Here is a 19,459-nt window from a genome sequence, read left to right as displayed (position 1 = left end):
CGCACCGGACAAGGGATGTCCTGCGGCGTGGGGTCAGAGCCCCTTCGGGAATCTGACCCTGGGTCGGACCCGCGCCGCGGCTCCGACCCGGGGCCGACTGGGTTTACAGATCGCCCAGGCCGATCGCGCGGCCGTCGTCGCCCACTTCCAGCAAGCGCAGGGTGTTGGTTGCGCCCAGGGTTTCCATGTGCTCGCCGCTGGTAAACACCACGCGGTCACCGGCCTGCAGCAGTTCGGCTTCCACCAGCAGGCGGATGCTGCCGCGTGCGGCTTCGCGCGGGGTCAGGCCACGGCTGTCGAAGTTGATCGGGTAGACATCGCGCATCAGCGCCATCTGGCGACGTGCGCCGTCGTGGCGGGTCACCGCGAACACCGGTGCCTTGGCGCGGAAACGCGACAGATAGCGGGCGGTACCACCGGATTCGGTCATGGCCACGATTGCGCGCACGCCCACGTGCTGCGACAGGAACATGGTGGCCATGGCGATGGCCTGGTCAGCACGCTCGAGGTTGCGCGGCGAGGCGTTGAAGTCGGTCTCGGTCTGGAACTGGCGCTCGGCCCCCAGGCAGATGCGCGCCATTGCTTCCACAGCCTTGACCGGCCACGCACCGGCAGCGGTCTCGGCCGACAGCATCACCGCGTCCGTGCCATCGATGACCGAGTTGGCCACGTCCAGCACTTCGGCACGGGTCGGGATCGGGCTTTCGACCATCGACTGCAGCATCTGTGTGGCAGTGATCACCACCTTGTTCTGTGCCAGCGAGGCCTTGATGATCTTCTTCTGCAGGCCCGGCAGTTCGGCATCGCCGATCTCCACGCCGAGGTCGCCACGGGCCACCATCACCACGTCGCTGGCCTCGACGATTTCTTCCAGGTTCTCGATCGCCTCGGTACGCTCGATCTTCGACACCAGCGCGGCATCGCAGCCGTGCGAGCGGGCGATCTCACGCGCGTCGTTCATGTCCTGCGCATTGCGGCAGAACGACACGGCGATGAAGTCGACACCGATCTTGGCGACAATGCCGATCAGCTCCTTGTCACGCTCGGTCAGCGCGCCCAGCGACAGGCCGCCGCCTTGCTTGTTCAGGCCCTTGCGGTCGGACAGCACACCGTCGTTGAGCACGGTGTTGATGATGCGTTCGCCCTGCACCTCCACCACCTGCAGCTGCATCAGGCCGTCGTCGAGCAGCAGCACATCGCCCGGACCCACGTCCTGAGGCAGGCCGAGGTAGCTCACGCCCACCTGGGTCGCATCGCCGGGGCCGGCGTTGGTGCTGGCGATCAGGTCGAAGCGGTTGCCCGCCTTCAGCTGCACCTTGCCTTCAGCGAAGCGCTCGATGCGGATCTTCGGGCCCGGCAGGTCAGCCAGGATGCCGACTTCCACGCCGACGCGGGCGGCGGCGGCGCGCACTTCGGCGGCGCGCTTGGCCTGGCCGGAGGGATCGCCGTGGCTGAAGTTCAGGCGCACCACGTTGACGCCGGCGCGGAACAGATCCTCCAGCACGCCCGGCGGATCAGTGGCCGGACCGAGGGTGGCAAGGATCTTGGTGCGACGCTGACGCTCGAACATGGTGAATGGGCCTCTCCCGATAAAGAACGGAAATTAGCACATCCTTCACGCCGCATGTATACGGTTACAGCCTTGCGCTGCCTGACTTCGCGGGTCATGGAACGGACATCGTCCGGACATACGCTGGCGCAGGGAGTTCTGCAGAGCCGAGCATGGGCTCGGCTCTGCAGGGGACTAGGCCAGCAGCGTTTCCAACTGCGACGGCGCGTGCGCCAGCTGCCCGGCACCGGCTTCGATGAGCTCGGCCTCACCGCCAAAGCCCCACAGCACACCGACACTGCGCAGGCCGTGGTGGCGTGCGCCTTCGATGTCCATGCGGCGATCGCCGATCATCCAGCACTGCGCCGGCTGCACTTGAAGGCGGCGCAATGCCTCGCCCACCAGTTCCGGCTTGTGGCTGCGCGAGCCGTCCAGGGTCGAACCGACGATTTCCTCGAACAGTCCGCCGAACGGCAGGTGGGCCAGGATGCGGCGCGCATGCGGCTCGTTCTTGGCGGTGACCACCGCCAGGCGGTGGCCACGCCCATGCAGCGTGCGCAGGGTGTCTTCCACCTGCGGGTACACCGTGTGCTCGCGCCAGCCCTCGGCGTCGAAGCGTTCACGGTAGTAGCCCACCGCCTGTTCCACCCGCGCCGGTTCGACGAACAGCGGCGCGAAGGTGGTGCGCAGCGACGGGCCGATCCAGCCCAGCAGCGTCTCCTGCGGCGGCACCGGATGGTCCATCTTCTGCAGCGCGTAGGCGATGCAGGCGGTGATGCCCACCTGCGAATCGATCAGCGTGCCATCGAGGTCGAAGAACAGGACATCCTTGCTGCGCTCGGCACTCATGCGCCGCGCGCGTCGAGTGCGGCCACCGCCGGCAGGGTCTTGCCTTCCAGGAATTCCAGGAACGCACCGCCGCCGGTGGAGATGTAGCTGACCTGCTTGGCGATGTCGAACTTGTCGACCGCCGCCAGCGTGTCACCGCCACCGGCGATGGAGAACGCCTTGGAGCTGGCGATGGCGCGGGCCAGCGCTTCGGTGCCCTTGCTGAAGGCTTCGAACTCGAACACACCGACCGGGCCGTTCCAGACCACGGTGCCAGCCTTCTCGATCAGCTGCGCGTACTGCGCTGCGGTCTGCGGGCCGATGTCCAGGATCAGATCGTCTTCGGCAACGGCGTCGACCGCCTTCACCTCGGCGACCGCATCCGGCATGAACTGCTTGGCGGTGACCACGTCTACCGGCAGCGGGATGTCGGCGCCGCGCGCCTTGGCATCGGCCACGATCTTCTTCGCGGTGTCCAGCAGGTCCGGCTCGTACAGCGACTTGCCGACGTTGTAGCCGGCGGCAGCGATGAAGGTGTTGGCGATGCCACCACCGACGATCAGCTGATCGACCTTGCCGACCAGGTTGGCCAGCAGTTCCAGCTTGGTGCTGACCTTGCTGCCGGCGACGATGGCCAGCAGCGGCGTGGCCGGTGCATCCAGCGCCTGCGCCAGCGCATCCAGTTCAGCCATCAGCAGCGGGCCACCGGCAGCGACCGGGGCGAAGCGGATGACACCATGGGTGGAGGCCTGCGCACGGTGTGCGGTGCCGAAGGCATCCATCACGAACACATCGCACAGCGCGGCGTACTTCTTCGACAGGGCTTCATCGTCCTTGCCCTCGCCGACGTTCATGCGGCAGTTTTCCAGCAGCACCAGCTGGCCCGGCTGCACGTCGACGCCGTCGACCCAGTCGCGCACCAGCGGAACCTCGCGGCCGAGCAGCTCGGACAGGCGCTGGGCGACCGGCGCCAGCGAATCGGCTTCGCTCCACACACCTTCCTTCGGGCGCCCCAGGTGCGAGGTGACCATCACCGCCGCGCCCTGCTCCAGCGCGCGCTTGAGCGTCGGCAGCGAAGCCGTGATGCGCTGTTCGGAGGTGATGCGGCCATTCTCGATCGGCACGTTCAGATCCTGGCGGATCAGCACGCGCTTGCCGGAGAGGTCGAGGTCGGTCATGCGGACGATGGACATGGGCAACTCTTTGGCTCAGGGACGGGATGCCGGGGTACGGCAGACGGACATTGTATCGGGTGCGGGTGGTGGGAGGGCCGATGCCTGCGGCAGGCAGAGGCGCAACTGCAACTGCAACAGCGAGAGCCAAAGCGCTGGCGCCTTGTGATGCTGTGGCTGGGCCGGGGCGGTGTGGGCTGGCAGGGGACGCCGTAAACCCGTCCTTGGGGGCTTGGCCGCGGCATCCATGCCGCAGACACCCCTGCCAGCCCACACCACCCCGGCCTCGACAGGTTCATGAGGTGACGCGGGCGGCAAAGGCGGAAGCAAGAGCGGTTTCTGATGTCGGAAGGAGAAAGAAGGGGTCAGATCCGTTTCCCTTCGGAAAACGGATCTGACCCCGATGGCCGTCTTCGCGAACAGCTGCCGAGCGTGGGCTCGGCTCTACAAGAAGCGCACAGCCAAGCTGCTTTTGCTTTTGCTCTTCTTTTTTTCTTCCGTGGGTGGACGCACCCGGAAATTGTCAGAGGCCGGGCGGGTGGGCTGGGCAGGGGTATCCGCGCCATGGATGGCGCGGCTAAGCCTCCAGGGACGGATTCACGGCGTCCCCTGCCCAGCCCACCCGCCCGGCCAAGCGCGGCTTCATGCTTTTGCTTTACACGACCAACCCACCCACGAGGGGCTGCGCCGTTCGCCGAAAGCTACGCCGAAGGCGCCGGCTTCTGCCGAAGCAGACTGACCGCCAGGCCGCCAACAACCAACACCCCCAGCCCCAGCAACGCCCACAGCAACCACGACTTCCAATCGCGCTGCGGCTTCAGCGCCGCGTCGCCGGCCAACGGCTCCGGGCTGCCCTCCAGGCGCGCCAGCGTCGGCTGCCACGACGGGTCATTGCGCTGCCGCAGTTCCTCGATCAGCACACCAATCGGCGCTTCCATGCGGCGCGCGGTCGCACTGCCCACTGCCAGTGCATACGGCGCTGCCCCCTGGCTCAGGAACACCAGCACTTCCGGCTGGTAGCCCAAGCGCAGGGTCGGTGCGGTCGCCGTTTCCGCCGGGTTCGCCACCAGCTTCCAATAGCGGTCACGATGCACGCTACCCAGCGGCTGGGCCGCTGATTGCTGGCGCTGGCCCTGCGTGCCCTGCTGCAGCTGGTACGCAATCCACGGCGCACTGCGGCGCTGCCACTCGGCACTCTCGTCATCGCGGCTGAACAACGTCCACTGCACCAGGCTGTTGTCGGTGCTGGCCACATCGGCGCGTGCTACCGGGAAACGGCCGTCGAGTTCGAAGGTGTATTCGCCCTTGCCCTTCGAGACCGGCTCCAGCGACAGCCATTCCCACGGCAGCGTGGCCGGTGCCGGCGGCAGTTCGGCCAGCACGCTGCGCAGCGTCGGCAGGCGCGCATCGCCCTGTGCCAGCACACGCAGGTAACGTGCTTCGCCATTCACCTGCAGGCGACGCTGCAGCAGGCGCTTGCCAGCGCGCTGCAGATCCACCAGCGGAACGTCACGCCCGACCGCACGCCAGTGCTGCAGATCGTCGCTGGCATCCAGCTGCACCTGCGCCTGCAGCGGCTGTCCGCTGTCGGCCCAATCCAGCACCAGCGCCGCCAATGGTTGCTGGCCGAGCACGCTGGCATCGATCAGCCAACCGCCCTGCCCATTCGCCACCGCACCACCACTCACGCGCGCCTCGACCCGGCGTACGCGGCCATCGGTATCGCGTTCGGTCAGCAGCTGCAGATCATTGCGCTGTGCCTCGGCCAACGGCGGCAGCGCGAACCACGGCAGTTCACGCTGCACCGGCGGCTGCGCCAGCGGTTGGTCCGGCGCCAGCAGCGCCGATGGCAACGACTGGCCAGCGGCATTGAACACCTGCAGATCGCCGAGATCGGCGGCACCTGCACGGCGATAGATCGCCGGCTCCAGAACAACCCTGTACGCACCGGACTGTGCGCTGGACAGCGTCAGCGGCCACTGTTCGGCGTACTGCGTGCGGTAATCGGCGGCCTGCACCACGACGGCGGCCAGCATGCCGAACATCGCCGGCAGCAGCGCCCTGCTCCACTTCCTCATTGCTTCTCCTCCACGGACGGCGCCGCGCTGGGCGGTGCCGGTGCCAGATAACCCACGACCGTGCACAGCAGGCCGTAGGCGATGAACGATGCGATGCCCAGCAGGTTGCCCAGGTGCTGGCGATCGACGATGACCAGCTTGGCCAGCACCACGCCCATCAGCACGGCACCGACCATCCACAACACGCGCTGGCCACGGCGCGATCCCCACACCCAGGCAATCACGCCGAGCACGCTCCACAGCACGGTCAGGCTGGTCTGCGCCAGGCTGAAGCGCATCATCGACGCGTTCCACGACAGGCCGCCCCACTGATGCACGCCATGCAGCACAACGCTGGTCAGCGCGACGAAGGTTGCCAGTGACAACAGCGGCATGCGGATACCCAGCAGCGCCTGCGGCGCCTGATCGCTGTACAGCCAACGCGCCAGCAGCAGCAGGCTCAGCCACTGCCCGAGCTCCGCCGGATTCAGCACCGGCAGCCACAGCAGCGGCGCAGCATCGCCCGGCAGCAGCTGGCCGGACAGCCAGCCGATCGACAACAGGCCGAACAGCACGCACTGCAGCGGCTGACGCACGCGGTCGAACGCTGCACCCAGCGGCCAGCGCAGCGCATTCCAGCGCCACAGCGACAGCGCCGCCATCAGCAGCCACGGCAGGGTCACCAGCAGCGTGGTCCAGCCTTGTGCCAGATCGGCCTCGCCACCGCCCCACAGGGCCAACAGCGAAAGCAGCGACGGCCACAGCAGCCACCACAGGAACTGCGCGATGCGCGCCACGATGTCGCCCCCCTGGCGCAGGCACAGCAGCGTGCGCACGCCCAGCACCGCGAACACCGCCCAGGCCAGCGCGCCGTAGCCGGCGAACGGCTGATGGTGTGCGTCGCTCTGCAACAGCGCCAGCGGGAAGCCCAGCGCCAGCATCGCCAGTGCGGTCACCCCCAGCGCACGCGCCGGCTGGCGCCGCTGTACTTCGGCGGCCAGCCATGCGGTGACGGCAGCCAGCACCAGCAATGCATCCACTTCGGTGCGGTACGGGAAGAAACGGGTGATCTCATGCACCAGGCCACCCAGCCACCACAGCAGGCCCCACAGGTAGTAGACCAGGGCAATCTCGTGGCGTGACCTGCGCTGGTAACTCCAGGCCGACGCGAAGCCGGCCAGGGCCAGCAGCAGCGCCCCGATGGCGGTCGGATTGATCAGGAAGCGCAGGTCCTCATGCCAGTGATCGCCACCGGCCACGAAGGCGAACGCAGCGCCCATCTGCAGCAGCGCGCCGGACACCTGCGGCAGCCAGCGCTTCTGGCGCAGGCCCAACCAGGCCAGGCCAGCGCCTTCCAGCGCAAAGACCGCGCCGGTGGCACGCGCCGACAAGGCCAGCGGCACCGCCAGCGTGGCGAAGCCCACCGCCAGCACCGCGTGCGACTGTGCCAGCACGGTGTACGACGCACGCGCGATCAGCGCACGTGCCAGCACCGCGTAGATCGCCGCCAGGGCCAGCGCGCACAGCGCCAGCGTCATCGGCTGCTGGTACAGCATGCCCGCCTGCAACGAGAACGCGACCAAAGGCGTACCGAACACCAGGCTGCCATCGATCAGGTCACGCCGCCCGGCGGGCTGCCGGCGTGCATACAGCAACGGGATCAGCAGGTAGAAGGCAAAGAACAGCAGCAGGAACGGCTCGGTGCTGCTGAACTTGTCAGGCGCGTACTGCAGCACGCCCCAGAACGTACCGATACCGAAGGTGAAGGCGAAGCCCAGCAGGTTCAGCGCGCGCCACGGTCGGAACCAGGCAATGGCGAAGATGCCGGCGTTGAGCACCGCGTAGTAGCTGAACAAGCCCACGTGGTTGCCGCTGCCGGTGGACAGCCACAGCGGTGCCATGAAGCCGGCGAGGATGCCCAGCACCGCCAGCGTGCGCGAGTTCTGCACCACCGCCAGCACGCACAGCCCGGCCACCAGTGCAATGGAGCTGACGAACGCGAAGCCCGGGGGAATCAGGTCGAAGCGCTTGAAGGCCGCGAAGATCGTCAGCAGCAGCACCCCGATGGCGCCGCCCTGCAGGGCCAGCGCAAACAGGCGCCTGCGCTCGCGCTGGTGCCAGCCGAACGCCAGCAGGCCGAGTGCGCCGACGGTGACGCCGGCCAGGCGCAGCTCGATCGGCAGCACCAGCCAGCCCTGGTCACTGACGTACTTCAGCAGTGCGGCGACACCGGCCAGCAGCACCAGCATGCCGATCTTGACTGGCACGTTGCCCTCGGTGAACCAGCGCTTGACCGCACCGACGCCGCGCTCGATGAAATTCGGCAGCACCGGTTCTGGCGGCAACGGCGGCTGCACCGGCGCCGGCGGTACCGGCGGTGGCGCAGCAGGACGGGGGGCAGGCGCCTCGGTGGGCGGGGCCTCTCGCACCGGCGGTTGTGGGGGTTGCGGCGCAGCCGCAGCGACCGGGCGCAGGAACGGTGGATCGGCACTGGCCGCAGGCGTGACCATCGGCCGTTCAGGCGCGGGCGTGACGGCCGCCGGCTTGGCAGCGGCAGGCGCGGCGGCCATGGCGCTTTCCAGCGCGGCGACGCGGCGGCGCAGGCCGGCAATCATCACCAGCGCCACCACCAGCAGCAGCGGGATGGCCAGCAGGACCAGTACGACCAGGGCTATCAGTGCTTCCATTGCGTGCTTCCATTGCGTTCCCGCGCCCCAGCGGCAGCGGTCGACCGCCCCATGCTACGACAGGCCCGGCCCCATAAACGACGAACCCCGGCCAGGCCGGGGTCCGTCTGCGATCTACGCCGGCCTTACTTGGCGGCGATGACCTTGGCCATTTCCAGGCACTTGTTCGAGTAGCCCCACTCGTTGTCGTACCAGGTCACCAGCTTGACGAAGGTGCCGTCCAGGGCGATGCCAGCGTCGGCGTCGAACACCGAGGTGCAGGTTTCGCCGCGGAAATCGGTGGCCACGACCTTGTCTTCGGTGTAGCCCAGGATGCCCTTCAGCGGGCCTTCGCTCTGTGCCTTCACTTCCGCGCAGATCTCGGCGTAGGTGGCTTCCTTCTCCAGCTCGACGGTCAGGTCGACCACCGACACGTCCGAGGTCGGGACGCGGAAGCTCATGCCGGTCAGCTTCTTGTTCAGTTCCGGGATGACCACACCGACGGCCTTGGCCGCACCGGTGGACGACGGAATGATGTTTTCCAGGATGCCACGGCCGCCGCGCCAGTCCTTGTTGGACGGGCCATCGACGGTCTTCTGGGTGGCGGTGGCCGCATGCACGGTGGTCATCAGGCCGCGCTTGATGCCCCACTTGTCGTTGATGACCTTGGCCAGCGGCGCCAGGCAGTTGGTGGTGCACGATGCGTTGGAGATGATCGCCTGGCCGGCGTAGGTCTTGTCGTTCACGCCGTACACGAACATCGGCGTGTCGTCCTTCGACGGGGCCGACATGATGACCTTCTTGGCGCCGGCATCGATGTGCTTCTGCGCGGTTTCCTTGGTCAGGAACAGGCCGGTGGCTTCCAGCACCACGTCAGCGCCGACTTCGTCCCACTTCAGGTTGGCCGGGTCGCGTTCCTGGGTCAGGCGGATCTTCTTGCCGTTGACCAGCAGGTCGTTGCCCTGCACCGCCACGTCGGCCTTGAAACGGCCGTGCACGGAGTCGTACTTGAGCATGTAAGCCAGATAGTCCGGCTCCAGCAGATCGTTGATGGCCACGATTTCGATGTCGTCGCCGAAGTTCAGCACCGCCGAGCGCAGGACGTTACGCCCGATGCGACCGAAACCGTTGATACCAACCTTGATTGCCATGTTCTCAAGCTCCTGCAGCCGCGACGGGTGCGGCGGGATGGATAGGGCCCACAAGTCTAGCAAACCGGGGCTGGCCACCGTGGGCCGGCCGGGGCCCGCAGCGGGCTGGCGGACAGGATTTGATCCGGATCAAAGCGTTAGCGCGGCGTGAGGCCGAGACTGTCGCCATCCACCCAGCAACGAGAACACCCCCATGCGCAAGATGTCCCCCCTGATCGTGGCCAGCCTGGCCGCCGCCCTGTCCCTCGCCGCCGCCCCGGCCATGGCCCAGTCCAAGGGCGACTGGACGCTCTCCGCCGGCATCCACCAGGTGGCGCCGAAGTCGAACAACGGCTGGCTGGCCAACCACACCCTGAAGGTCGACGTCGACAACGACGTCAAGCCGACCATCACCGGTGAGTACTTCATCGCCGACAACCTGGGCATCGAAGTGCTGGCCGCGCTGCCGTTCAAGCACGACATCAACATCAACGGCCTGGGCCGCGTGGGCAGCACCAAGCAGCTGCCGCCGGTGGTGACCGTGCAGTACCACTTCAACAGCAAGGGCAAGGTGTCGCCGTTCATCGGTGCGGGCGTGAACTACACGACCTTCTTCAGCGAAGACACCACCGGTGCGCTGAAGGACAGCCGCCTGAAGCTGCAGGATTCGTGGGGCCTGGCCGCGCATGCGGGCGTGGACTTCGCGATCGGCGAGAAGGGCGCGCTGCGCGTGGACATGCGCTGGATCGACATCGACAGCAAGGTGAAGTTGAACGGCGAGAAGATCGGCACGGTCAACATCGATCCGCTGGTCTACGGCGCTTCGTACGTCTTCAAGTTCTAAAGCGGTGTGTTGAGCGCGGGGGCTTCGCCCCCGCTCCCACGCTACACGCAAAACCCTCGCAGCATGTTGCCCCGGTGATTGCCGGGGCTTTTTTTGTTTGCGCGAAAAGCACCGGCATCTGGAATTGGGCGGAGAGGGTGGGGTGATCGGGACACGCCGTAAATACGTCCCTGTAGGCTCGATCGCCGTATCCATGCGGCGAACGGTCCCGATCACCCCACCCTCTCCACACTTCCCATCTGCGCGCGCCAGCTCAAGCAAAGGCGAGGACAAGCCGCGTACTTCCAAGGGGTAGTGGGTGTCTGCAGTTGCGAGCGGCAGGTTTTGATCCTGCATTTGCTTTTGATGTTGCCTTTGACGTTTGCATCCGCCTTCGCTGCCATGTTGGATGGGGGCTGCAGGGGCAGGCGCTGCAGCCCGCCCCAGCAGACAGAAACGCGCCGCTCTTCAATCCACCTACCCCGCTAGAATGTGCGCATGAAAGCCCTGCACTCCCTCTTCCTCGCCGCCGCCCTGGCGCCGGCCCTGCTGTCCGTCTCCGCCCCCGCCCATGCCTGGGGCGCGCAAGGCCACCGTCTGGTCGCCGAAGTCGCCGACGCCCGCCTCACCCCCACCGCCCGCGCTGAAGTGGACCGCCTGCTGGCCATCGAACCGGATGCCACCCTGGCCAGCATCGCGCCATGGGCCGATCAGCTGCGTGCAAAGGATCCGGGCCTGGGCCGTCGCTCGGCCGGCTGGCACTACGTCAACATCGCCGAAGACAACTGCCATTACGAAGCACCGAAGCATTGCAAGAACGGCAGCTGCATCGTCGAGGCCCTGAAGGCCCAGAGCGCCATCCTCGGTGACCGCAGCCTGACCGACGGCGAGCGCCTGCAGGCACTGAAGTTCGTCGTGCACCTGGTCGGCGACATCCACCAGCCGATGCACGCCGGTTACGCCCACGACAAGGGCGGCAACGATTTCCAGCTGCAGTTCGGCAACCGCGGTACCAACCTGCACTCGCTGTGGGACAGCGGCATGCTCAACACCCGCAAGCTGGATGACGCAGGCTATCTGCCGCTGCTGCAGAGCCAGCGCGCGCCGAAGCTGGCGCGCCAGTCCAACCCGCAGCGCGACCCGCAGACGTGGGCCGAGGCCAGCTGCCGCATCTCCATGCAAGCTGGCGTTTATCCGGCCACGCGTAAAATCGGTGACGAGTACACCGAGCGCTACCGGCCGCTGGCCGAAGCGCAGCTGCGACTGGCCGGTGAAAACCTGGCGCAGTTGCTGAACCGCGTGCTCGGCGCGCGCTGAGGAGAGTTCCGATGTCGGTCCAGGTGCAGTCGTTCTTCCACCGTGACAGCAACACCTTCAGCTATCTGGTCAGCGACCCGGCCAGCGGCGAGGCAGCGCTGATCGACCCGGTCCTGGACTACGATCCGGATACCGACGCCAGCAGTGAAGCGCCGCTGCATGCCGCGTTGCAGGCCATCGAACAACAGGGCCTGCAGCTGCGCTGGCTGCTGGAAACCCACGCCCACGCCGACCATGTGTCGGCCGGGCGCCGCCTGAAGGAGCGCTTCCCGCAGGCCACGCTGGCCATCGGCGAAGGCATCCGCGCGGTGCAGGCCACCTTCGCACCGCGCTATGGCCTGCAGCTTCCGGCGTCCGATGAGATCTTCGACCACCTGTTCAGCGATGGCGAGACCTTCGCCCTCGGCGAACTGCGCGGCCAGGTGATCGCCGTGCCCGGCCACACCAGCGACAGCATCGCCTACCTGATCGGCGACGCGCTGTTCACCGGCGACTCGCTGTTCATGCCTGACGGCGGCACCGCGCGCTGCGACTTCCCGGGTGGCGATGCCGCGCAGCTGTACCGCTCGATCCAGCGCCTGCTGGCCCTGCCCGAGGCCACCCGCGTGTTCGTCTGCCATGACTACGGCCCGGGCGGTCGCGACGTCGCCAACGAAACCACCATCGGCGAGCAGCGCGCGCACAACATCCACGTGCATGACGGTGTGGCCGAGGCGGAGTTCGTCAGCGTGCGCCAGGCCCGCGATGCGACGCTGGAAGAGCCGAAGCTGATGCAGCCCGCGGTGAAGGCCAACATCCAGGGCGGGGCCTGACATACACCGCTGCGCTCGCCGGGCATGGCCCGGCGCTACCGTTTTCGGTCAGGCATCGCGGGCGTTCATTTCCCCTGCGTGCGCACCACATGCTGCCCCTTCACGACCTCGAAGGTGAAGGCATACTGCAGAGTGACCGCCACCGGCTCGACGCGCTCGGCGCCACGGCAGTCGCCGCGATCAGCGGGCACCTTGCCGGGTGCGAAGTGGCAGACCGCGGCGGACGAGTACTTCCACATCGCAACCGCCTCCTGCGCGGCCTGCAGCAAGGGCGCATTTTCACCTGCAGCACCTGCCGCGCACTCCGGGCGATCGGTGAGCGGCACGCTGCGTTCGACGCTGCCCTGCGCATCGACCACCACCTGCAGGCAGATGGTGGTCGGCGCCAGTTCCGCACGCGGGTCGCGATCGCCAACCTGCGGATCCGGTGCCACGTGCAGCTGCGGCATCCGGTAGCCCTCGCTCGCACCCAGCGAATACGTCTGCACTTGCCCGCTGCCGCCACCGGCCTGCGGCTGCAGGCGCTGATGGCCGACATTCTCGCTGCGGGTATCCACGGTGGTCAGCCGGTCCTGGGTCGCGCATCCTGCCAACAGCGCCGCCATCATCAACAGCGGCGCGGTCTTCACTGGGAGTCCTCGGTGTTGTCCATGGCATAGGTGATCGGAATCTTCACAGCCCCTGCAACGGGCTTTCCGTTCTTTATCGCCGGACGATAGGTCCAGCTGCGCGCTGCGGCGATCGACACCGCGTCGAACACCCCCGGATTGGTGGCGCTGAGCACCTGGACGTCGGTGGGATGGCCCTGGGCGTCCACTTCCACGCGCAGGTTCACTACGCCCACCTGGCGCTGCTCGAAGGCGGACTTCGGATAGGACGGCGGCCGCATCTTTTCGACCTGGATCTCCCGATCCATGACGGATCCTGCCGGGCCTCCCGCCGCACCGCCCTGGCTGGCCCACGCCACCGCGCCCATTCCCAGACACAAGCCGACCACCAGCACCTGCCCCGACACCCACGGCAATGCCTTCCGCTTGGACTGCTTCAACATGGCGATACGCTCCTTCAACACGGGTTGGCTGCGCCAATGGCAGACCGCTGGCGCAACCGGATGGACCAGCTGCGCCTTCAGCAGCGTGCTGGCGTAGAGACCGCGCAGCGCAGGCTGCGGGGCAATGGTGCGGGCATCGCAGGCCAGTTCCTGGTCCCGCAGGAAGCGGCGTGCAGCCCATGGCACGAGCGGGTGGAACCAGAACACCGCGCGTGCCATCAGCAGCGCCCCATTGGCCCAGTGATCGCCATTGCGACGGTGGCTGCGCTCGTGCTGCAGGATCAGGCCCTGCTCCTGTGCGGTGAACTGCTGGTCGAAGTCCGGGCCTACCACGATGCGCGGACGCCACAGGCCGACCAGCGCGGGCAGCCCGGGATCAGCGCTGGCCTGCCAGCTGCCATCTGCGCGTGCACACAGTTGGCCCATGCCACGTTCAAAGCGCCGCTGCGCACGTAGATCGCGTAGCAGACAAAGGACCGCCCCCAGCGTCCATGCCAGCAGCAACAGCCCGGCCCACGGCAGCGACTGCCCCGCCATGCCTTCGACGGCGCCGGGTACCACTTTCAGCGGCAACGTCGGCACATGCTCCAGAAGTGCCACCTGCGGCAACGGCAGCATCAGTGCCAGCAGCAGCATCGGCAGCAGCCACCAGCTGCGATAGGCCAGCGCAACGCCCCCCAATCGCACCAGCAGCGGCCGCATTACCGCCAGCAGGACCACGCCCACCGCCAACCACAGGCTGGCCTGCCACACTCCGTTGAGCAGCTCAGTCATGGTCCAGCTCCTGGATCAGCTTCTTCAGTTCGGCGATGTCCTGCGCACTCAACTGGCCGCGTTCGCTGAAGTGCGCGACCAACGGCGCAACGCGCCCTTCGAAGACACGGCCGATGAAGTCCTGGCTCTGCGCCTCCACCCACGCCTGGCGCTGCAGCAACGGCCGGTACAGGTAGCGCCGGCCATCACGTTCGGCAGCAATCGCGCCCTTGGTCAGCAGGCGGTTGAGCAGGGTCTTGATGGTCGGCTCGGCCCAGTCACGGTGGGCCAGCGCGGCCACCACGTCGTCGGCGCTGCGCGGTGCCTGCTGCCAGAGCACCTCCATCACAACGGCTTCGGCTTCGCTGATCGGGGTCATGATTTACATCCGTAATCGACGATTTGATTACGCGCGTAATCGAAAGCCTTGTCAACCCCCTCGACTCCAGGTTCATCGCACCTGCGCCAGCATCGATGCCTCCCGCCCCAGGCCCCGGATGAAAGCGCTGCCCAAGAAGGACGTCCCGGTCGAGCACGCCCGCCGCTTCCTCGAACCCGGCCCGATCGTGCTGGTCAGCACGGCGTGGCGTGACCAGCGCAACCTGATGACGATGGGCTGGCACATGGTGATGGGCATGTCGCCTTCGCTGGTCGCCACCTACCTGTGGCACGAAAACCACAGCCACGCATTGGCGCGCGGCAGCGGCGAATGCGTTATCAACGTGCCGGGGGTGGAACTGCTCGATACCGTCGTGGACATCGGCAACTGCAGCGGCCGCGAGGTCGACAAATTCGCCCGTTTCGGGCTCGATGCGCAGCCCGCGCGCGAGGTTGGCGCACCGCTGGTCGGGCAGTGTCATTCCTGCTTCGAATGCCGCCTCTACGACGACAGCCAGGTCGCAGCGAACAACCTGTTCATCTGGGAAATCGTGCGCGCCCACGTGGCGCCACGGCCGAAGCTGCCGCGCACGGTGCATTACCGCGGCGATGGGCAGTTCATGGTGTCCGGTGCGGAGGTCTCGCGTCGACGGCGGTTCAAGCCCGACATGCTGTAATGCCCGCACTCCCCCACACGCAGGACCACCGCGCATGACCGAACACCTCACCGACCTGGACGCCGCTGTCGACTGGTTGTTTGCGCGCGTGGACGGGCCGCTGCGGATCGGGGCACCGCTGGCACTGGGCAAGCCACATCGGTTGCTCAATGCCCTTTACGCACGCGTCGAGCACGACCCTTCGCGGCCGCTGCAGCTGTATACCGCGCTGTCGCTGAACCCGCCGAAGGCGCGCGGCAACGGCCTGGAAGCGCGCTTCATGGCACCGTTCGCGCTGCGTCACTTCGGTGATGATTTCCCTCGCCTGGCCTATGCCGATGCGATCGCGCGCGACGCGCTGCCGGCGCACGTGCAGGTGGAAGAGTTCTACATGCAGTCCGGCGCCCTGCTCGGTTCGCGCCAAGCGCAGTCCAGCTATACCAGCCTGAACTACACCCACGCCGCCGATGCCGTAGCGCAGCGCGCGCCGCAGGTGATCGTGCAGAAGGTGGCAATGCGCCCGGATGACCGCCGGCTCTCGCTGTCGTGCAACAACGACATCACCCAGGACACGCTGGATGCGATGACCGCGCGCGGCCTGCCGCGCCCGTTGATGATCGCTGAGATCGATCCTCAGTTGCCCTATCTGGGCGGCTCGGCGACGGTTGATGTGTCGTTCTTCGATCTGGTGATCACCCCACCGCCGCCGTACCCGGCGCTGTTCGGGCTGCCGCGGCAGCCGGTCGGCGATGCCGACTACGCCATCGGCCTGTATGCCAGCACACTGGTGCGCGACGGCGGCACCCTGCAGATCGGCATTGGCACGCTGGCCGACGCGCTCAGCCATGCGCTGGTGCTGCGCCACACCGACAACGCGCGCTACCGCCGCGTGCTGCATGCGCTGGATCCGCAGCTGGCCAGCCATCCGCTGGTGCAGGAGATCGGCGGACTGGATCCGTTCGAGGTCGGCCTGTATGGCTGCAGCGAAATGCTCAACGAGGGCTTCCGCCGGCTGGTGCAGACCGGCGTGATCAAGCGCAAGGTGCACGACGACCTGGCGCTGATGCAGCGCATCGAGAATGGCAGCACGCTGTCCATCGACCACGCTACCCTGGCCGCCGAAGGCGAGTACCTGCACGGCGCGTTCTACCTGGGTTCGCCGGAATTCTACGAGTGGCTGCGCACGCTGCCGGAAGACGAGTGCCGTGCGATCGGCATGCGCCGCATCAGCGAGATCAACCAGCTGTATGGCGGCAACGAGACGCTGGAGCGCCTGCAGCGCCGCCATGCGCGCTTCTTCAACTCCTGCATGATGGCCACCGCGCTGGGCGCGGCGGTGTCGGATGCGCTGGACGATGGCCGCGTGGTGTCCGGCGTGGGCGGCCAGTACAACTTCGTGGCGATGGCACATGCGCTGCCGGAAGCCCGCAGCGTCTTGATGTTCCGCGCCGCGCGCGATGACAAGGGCCAGCGCGAATCCAACGTGCGCTGGAACTACGGGCACACCACCATCCCGCGCCATCTGCGCGACATCTACCTCAACGAATACGGCATCGCCGATCTGCGCGGCCTGACCGACGAGGACTGCGTGCATGCGATGACCGCGATCACCGAGGCCCCGTTCCAGGGTGGCCTGCTGCAGCAGGCACACGCCTCGCGCAAGCTGCTGGCGGCCACGCAGCCGGATCCACAGCATCAGCAGCGCAACACGCCGCAGGCACTGGCCGCGGCACTGGCCCCATTCCGCACCGATGGCAGCCTGCCCGACTATCCGTTGGGCAGCGACTTCAACGAGATCGAGCAGGTGCTGGTGAAGGCGCTGGGCTGGCTGAAGGCCAACACGCAGACCCGCGGCGACAAACTGCGCACGGTCTGGGCGGCGCTGCGCCAACCGGCTGGCGACGGCGATGCGGTGTACCTGCAGCGCATGGACCTGCAGGCACCGAAGGATTTCGCCGAACGCCTGGACGCGCGACTGCTGCGCCTCGCGCTGGCACGCACCGCCTGAAAAAAGGGGACGGAGGGGATTAAGTCGTTTGTGCACATGCGACTTAATCCCCTCCGTCCCCTTTTTCTTCCGGCAACGAGAAAGGCCGGCTTGCGCCGGCCTCTCCCTTCCTGCTTCGCGAGGCTGCTTACAGCGCCTTGGCGGCTTCCACCACGTGGGCAGTGGTGATGCCGAAGTGCTTGTACAGCTGGTCGGCCGGGGCCGAGGCACCGAAGGTGTCGATACCGATCACCGCACCGTCCAGGCCGACGAACTGACGCCAGAAACCTGTGACACCGGCTTCCACGGCCACGCGCTTGCGCACGGCGTTCGGCAGTACCGATTCACGGTAGGCCGCATCCTGGCGCAGGAACACGTCGGTGGACGGCATCGAGACCACGCGGGTCTTGAGGCCGGCCGCGTCCAGCTGGGCCTTGGCTTCGGTCGCCAGCGAAACTTCCGAACCGGTGGCGATCAGGATCACGTCCGGGGTACCGGCGGCATCGGCCAGCACGTAGCCACCGCGCTCGATCTGGGCGATCTGCTCGGCGTTGCGCGGCTGGTGCGGCAGGTTCTGGCGGCTGAACACCAGGCAGCTCGGGCCGTCCTGGCGGGTGATCGCAGCCTTCCAGCTCACCGCCGACTCGACCGCATCGCACGGACGCCACACGTCGTTGTTCGGGATGTAGCGCAGCGAGGCCAGGTGCTCCACCGGCTGGTGGGTCGGGCCGTCTTCGCCCAGGCCGATCGAGTCGTGGGTGTAGACGTGGATGGCGTGGGCCGGGATCAGCGCGCTCATGCGCACGCCGTTGCGGGCGTAATCGCTGAACACCAGGAAGGTAGCGTCGAACGGAATGAAGCCGCCGTGCAGGGCCAGGCCGTTGGCGATGGCGGTCATGCCGAACTCGCGCACGCCGTAGTACACGTAGTTGGCGTTGGCGTCGTCGCTGGCCACCGACTTGCTGCCCTTCCACAGGGTCAGGTTGGAGTGCGCCAGGTCGGCCGAGCCGCCGACGATTTCCGGCAGCAGCGGGGCATAGGCTTCGATGGCCAGCTGCGAGGCCTTGCGCGAGGCGATCGTCGGGCCTTCAGCGGCCACCTGGGCGATGTAGGCATCGGCCTTGGCAACGAAGTCGGCCGGCAGCTCGCCGTGCGAACGGCGGGTCAGCTCGGACGCTTCAGCCGGGTACTGGCTGGCGTACTTGTCGAACAGCTGCTCCCACTCGGCCTGGCGCAGCGTACCGGCGCCATTGGCGCGCCAGCCGTCGTAGATCGCCTGCGGGATCTCGAAGGGACCGTATTCCCAGCCCAGCTGCTTGCGGGTGGCTTCCAGTTCGTCCTTGCCCAGCGGGGCGCCGTGGCTGGATTCCTTGCCCGCCTTGTTCGGCGAACCAAAACCAATGGTGGTGCGGCAGCAGATCAGGGTCGGCTTGTCGCTCTGCGACAGCGCGGCCTCGATGCCGGCCTTGATGCTCTCCGGGTCATGGCCATCGACATCGCGCACCACGTTCCAGCCATAGGCCTCGAAACGCTCCGGGGTGTTGTCGGTGAACCAGCCCTCGACATTGCCGTCGATGGAGATGTGGTTGTTGTCCCAGAAACAGACCAACTTGTGCAGGCCCCAGGTACCGGCCAGCGAAGCGGCTTCATGCGACACGCCTTCCATCAGGCAGCCATCGCCCATGAACACCCAGGTGCGGTGGTCGACCACTTCCAGCTCCGGGCGGTTGAAGCGCTGTGCCAGCAGCTTCTCGGCCAAGGCGAAGCCCACGGCATTGGCGAAACCCTGGCCCAGCGGGCCGGTGGTGGTTTCCACGCCCGGGGTCTCGTGGCGTTCCGGGTGACCGGCGGTGTGGCTGCCCAGCTGGCGGAACAGCTTCAGCTGCTCGATCGGCAGGTCGTAACCACTCAGGTGCAGCAGCGCGTACTGCAGCATCGAACCGTGGCCGTTGGACAGCACGAAACGGTCGCGGTTGAACCAGTGCGGGTTGCTCGGGTTATGGCGGAGATAGTCGTTCCAGAGGACTTCGGCGATGTCGGCCATGCCCATGGGCATGCCGGGGTGGCCGGACTTTGCGGTTTCAACCGCATCGGCGGCAAGGAAGCGGATGGCGTTGGCCAACTGGCGACGGGTAGGCTGCGTCATGGTTCTGTCGGAATCGGGAGGCGGCCGCGGACGTGCGGGCGGCCTATTGTCCCATAGTCGCCGGGCGGGGGGCGGTTCACCTTGCCCGGTCGTGCCGGCCGCTGGCCGGCGACGTCGTCATCTCCGCCGGATTC

Annotated in this window: 15 protein-coding genes; 5 read left to right on the top strand and 10 right to left on the bottom strand. The window is 67.2% G+C overall.

All coding sequences use genetic code 11. The annotated features are described in order from the left end of the window. Positions 1 to 103: 103 nt before the first annotated feature. From pyk to gap, 6 genes are all read right to left on the bottom strand, one after another. On the bottom strand, positions 104 to 1,570 hold the full coding sequence (gene pyk, locus VPH47_RS04100; RefSeq protein ID WP_110713411.1) for a pyruvate kinase: 1,467 nt from the start codon (positions 1,568 to 1,570) through the stop codon (positions 104 to 106). Positions 1,571 to 1,744: 174 nt separating this feature from the next. Next, entirely contained in the window at positions 1,745 to 2,398 is a 654-nt protein-coding gene (locus VPH47_RS04095; RefSeq protein ID WP_368850181.1) for an HAD hydrolase-like protein, read from the bottom strand. Further along, entirely contained in the window at positions 2,395 to 3,570 is a 1,176-nt protein-coding gene (locus VPH47_RS04090; RefSeq protein WP_110713414.1) for a phosphoglycerate kinase, read from the bottom strand. The genes VPH47_RS04095 and VPH47_RS04090 overlap by 4 nt, the downstream gene beginning before the upstream one ends. Positions 3,571 to 4,250: 680 nt before the next feature. After that, a complete protein-coding gene (locus VPH47_RS04085; protein ID WP_180854245.1) occupies positions 4,251 to 5,627 on the bottom strand; it encodes a DUF3999 domain-containing protein in 1,377 nt (458 codons plus the stop codon). After that, a complete protein-coding gene (locus VPH47_RS04080) occupies positions 5,624 to 8,293 on the bottom strand; it encodes a DUF2339 domain-containing protein (protein ID WP_368850180.1) in 2,670 nt (889 codons plus the stop codon). Before VPH47_RS04080 ends, VPH47_RS04085 begins: the two co-directional genes overlap by 4 nt. Before the next feature lie 125 nt (positions 8,294 to 8,418). Next, complete coding sequence (gene gap / locus VPH47_RS04075; protein ID WP_005414333.1) at positions 8,419 to 9,423, bottom strand: type I glyceraldehyde-3-phosphate dehydrogenase; 1,005 nt, start codon at positions 9,421 to 9,423, stop codon at positions 8,419 to 8,421. A 193-nt stretch (positions 9,424 to 9,616) separates the two neighbouring features. On the opposite strand from gap, the gene VPH47_RS04070 reads away from it, so the two are divergent. The 3 genes from VPH47_RS04070 (at position 9,617) to VPH47_RS04060 (ending at position 12,354) form a co-directional block, all read left to right on the top strand. Continuing rightward, positions 9,617 to 10,246 (top strand): OmpW family protein, encoded by a 630-nt coding sequence (locus tag VPH47_RS04070; RefSeq protein ID WP_110713419.1) that lies wholly within the window; start codon positions 9,617 to 9,619, stop codon positions 10,244 to 10,246. A gap of 477 nt (positions 10,247 to 10,723) precedes the next feature. Then, a complete protein-coding gene (locus tag VPH47_RS04065; RefSeq protein ID WP_368850179.1) occupies positions 10,724 to 11,542 on the top strand; it encodes a S1/P1 nuclease in 819 nt (272 codons plus the stop codon). Positions 11,543 to 11,553: 11 nt separating this feature from the next. Continuing rightward, positions 11,554 to 12,354 carry an MBL fold metallo-hydrolase gene (locus VPH47_RS04060; protein WP_368850178.1) on the top strand — a complete coding sequence of 267 codons (801 nt, stop codon included), beginning with the start codon at positions 11,554 to 11,556 and terminating at the stop codon, positions 12,352 to 12,354. A 65-nt stretch (positions 12,355 to 12,419) separates the two neighbouring features. On the opposite strand, the gene VPH47_RS04055 is transcribed toward VPH47_RS04060, so the two are convergent. From VPH47_RS04055 to VPH47_RS04045, 3 genes are read right to left on the bottom strand one after another with little or no spacing between them, the layout of a single operon-like run. Continuing rightward, positions 12,420 to 12,983, bottom strand: a complete 564-nt coding sequence (locus tag VPH47_RS04055) for a hypothetical protein (RefSeq protein WP_197611747.1) — start codon at positions 12,981 to 12,983, stop codon at positions 12,420 to 12,422. After that, positions 12,980 to 14,179, bottom strand: a complete 1,200-nt coding sequence (locus VPH47_RS04050; RefSeq protein WP_368850177.1) for a TonB family protein — start codon at positions 14,177 to 14,179, stop codon at positions 12,980 to 12,982. The genes VPH47_RS04055 and VPH47_RS04050 overlap by 4 nt, the downstream gene beginning before the upstream one ends. Next, on the bottom strand, positions 14,172 to 14,537 hold the full coding sequence (locus tag VPH47_RS04045) for a BlaI/MecI/CopY family transcriptional regulator (RefSeq protein ID WP_010484077.1): 366 nt from the start codon (positions 14,535 to 14,537) through the stop codon (positions 14,172 to 14,174). Before VPH47_RS04045 ends, VPH47_RS04050 begins: the two co-directional genes overlap by 8 nt. A gap of 118 nt (positions 14,538 to 14,655) precedes the next feature. Here VPH47_RS04045 and VPH47_RS04040 point away from each other — a divergent pair, with 118 nt between their 5' ends. Together VPH47_RS04040 and VPH47_RS04035 are read left to right on the top strand one after the other, a co-directional pair. After that, a complete protein-coding gene (locus tag VPH47_RS04040; protein WP_368850176.1) occupies positions 14,656 to 15,213 on the top strand; it encodes a flavin reductase family protein in 558 nt (185 codons plus the stop codon). Positions 15,214 to 15,247: 34 nt separating this feature from the next. Continuing rightward, positions 15,248 to 17,200, top strand: a complete 1,953-nt coding sequence (locus VPH47_RS04035) for an acetyl-CoA hydrolase/transferase C-terminal domain-containing protein (protein WP_368850175.1) — start codon at positions 15,248 to 15,250, stop codon at positions 17,198 to 17,200. A 127-nt stretch (positions 17,201 to 17,327) separates the two neighbouring features. Here VPH47_RS04035 and tkt read toward each other — a convergent pair whose 3' ends face one another. Next, on the bottom strand, positions 17,328 to 19,325 hold the full coding sequence (gene tkt, locus VPH47_RS04030) for a transketolase (protein ID WP_032127859.1): 1,998 nt from the start codon (positions 19,323 to 19,325) through the stop codon (positions 17,328 to 17,330). Between the last annotated feature and the right edge of the window lie 134 nt (positions 19,326 to 19,459).

It is taken from the genome of Stenotrophomonas sp. WED208, from assembly GCF_040984485.1.
Lineage (GTDB): Bacteria > Pseudomonadota > Gammaproteobacteria > Xanthomonadales > Xanthomonadaceae > Stenotrophomonas > Stenotrophomonas riyadhensis.
Note: the sequence above shows the minus strand (reverse complement) of the source record. Positions and strands in the feature narration are given on the sequence as shown.

Bases quoted from the DNA above. Each gene is read 5' to 3' on its own strand.
- VPH47_RS04065 (WP_368850179.1), top strand. From the start codon at position 10,724: ATGAAAGCCCTGCACTCCCTCTTCCTCGCCGCCGCCCTGGCGCCGGCC.
- VPH47_RS04045 (WP_010484077.1), bottom strand. From the start codon at position 14,537: ATGACCCCGATCAGCGAAGCCGAAGCCGTTGTGATGGAGGTGCTCTGG.
- gap (WP_005414333.1), bottom strand. From the start codon at position 9,423: ATGGCAATCAAGGTTGGTATCAACGGTTTCGGTCGCATCGGGCGTAAC.
- pyk (WP_110713411.1), bottom strand. From the start codon at position 1,570: ATGTTCGAGCGTCAGCGTCGCACCAAGATCCTTGCCACCCTCGGTCCG.
- VPH47_RS04085 (WP_180854245.1), bottom strand. From the start codon at position 5,627: ATGAGGAAGTGGAGCAGGGCGCTGCTGCCGGCGATGTTCGGCATGCTG.
- VPH47_RS04035 (WP_368850175.1), top strand. From the start codon at position 15,248: ATGACCGAACACCTCACCGACCTGGACGCCGCTGTCGACTGGTTGTTT.
- VPH47_RS04070 (WP_110713419.1), top strand. From the start codon at position 9,617: ATGCGCAAGATGTCCCCCCTGATCGTGGCCAGCCTGGCCGCCGCCCTG.
- VPH47_RS04090 (WP_110713414.1), bottom strand. From the start codon at position 3,570: ATGTCCATCGTCCGCATGACCGACCTCGACCTCTCCGGCAAGCGCGTG.
- VPH47_RS04080 (WP_368850180.1), bottom strand. From the start codon at position 8,293: ATGGAAGCACTGATAGCCCTGGTCGTACTGGTCCTGCTGGCCATCCCG.
- VPH47_RS04040 (WP_368850176.1), top strand. From the start codon at position 14,656: ATGAAAGCGCTGCCCAAGAAGGACGTCCCGGTCGAGCACGCCCGCCGC.
- tkt (WP_032127859.1), bottom strand. From the start codon at position 19,325: ATGACGCAGCCTACCCGTCGCCAGTTGGCCAACGCCATCCGCTTCCTT.
- VPH47_RS04050 (WP_368850177.1), bottom strand. From the start codon at position 14,179: ATGACTGAGCTGCTCAACGGAGTGTGGCAGGCCAGCCTGTGGTTGGCG.
- VPH47_RS04060 (WP_368850178.1), top strand. From the start codon at position 11,554: ATGTCGGTCCAGGTGCAGTCGTTCTTCCACCGTGACAGCAACACCTTC.
- VPH47_RS04095 (WP_368850181.1), bottom strand. From the start codon at position 2,398: ATGAGTGCCGAGCGCAGCAAGGATGTCCTGTTCTTCGACCTCGATGGC.